Raw genomic sequence first — 803 nt, 5'->3', positions numbered from 1 at the left:
GCTCCTTCACATCCCGTGCCGGCAGCGCCGCCGGGACCGCGAGGTAGAGCGGCACCGAGGCCAGGTAGCTGATCGGCGAAAAATCTTTCAGCGGGTCGAAGGGCATTGAGGCGAGCAGGCTGACATTGATGACCAGCGGCCCATTGGTGCCGAGCAGCAGCGTCTTGCCGTCCGGCGCCGCGCGGGCCACGGCGGCGGTGCCGATATTGCCGCCGGCGCCATCGCGGTTCTCGATGACGAAGGTCTGGCCCATCGCCTCGCCCATGCGCGCGGCGAGCGTGCGCGCGACGAGGTCCGCCGGGCCGCCGGCCGCGAAGGGCACGATGATGCGCGTGGGCGCGGTGTCCTGCGCCCGTGCGAGACGCGGCGCGGCCAGCGTGGCGCCGAGGCCGGTCAGGAAGCGAGCACGTGTGATCATGGCGCCGTCTCCGCGAGCAGGAAGGGCAGGAAGGCCTCGGTGATATCAGTGGGACGCCGCTCCGGCGTCAGCCCATCGGCGTCGAGGACGTGGCCAGGGATCGCGTTGGGCATGATCGCGCAGATGCGCTCGGCCTGGCGGGGCAGGTGTGCCTCGTTGGCGGCTCGCAACTCCAGCACCAGGGTCGGCGCCTGCACCTGGCGCAAGGCGGCTGGCAGGTCGAAGGCGAGGATGGCCTCGTAGGTCGGCACGATGCTGCGCCAGCCCTGCATGTGATCGAGCACGCGGATCTCGGCGGCGGCGATGTCCTCTTCCGTCACCTCGGTGCTCGTCAGCAGTTTTTGGGGCCACCAATGGCCCTCGATGACGGCATGCGTGGCAACCC

The 803-nt window shown here is 70.4% G+C and carries 2 protein-coding genes; both read right to left on the bottom strand.

What is annotated here, in order from left to right; all coding sequences use genetic code 11:
• Nucleotides 1–418 (bottom strand): Bug family tripartite tricarboxylate transporter substrate binding protein (locus AC1DWF_RS33575; RefSeq protein ID WP_476842820.1); only part of this gene is annotated, 418 nt, incomplete at its 3' end.
• The coding region (locus tag AC1DWF_RS33570) for a hypothetical protein (RefSeq protein ID WP_476842819.1) at nt 415–803 on the bottom strand (389 nt) is incomplete at its 5' end. The genes AC1DWF_RS33570 and AC1DWF_RS33575, both read right to left, overlap by 4 nt.

It is taken from the genome of Aminobacter sp. P4_D5 (assembly GCF_056401815.1).
Note: the sequence above shows the minus strand (reverse complement) of the source record. Positions and strands in the feature narration are given on the sequence as shown.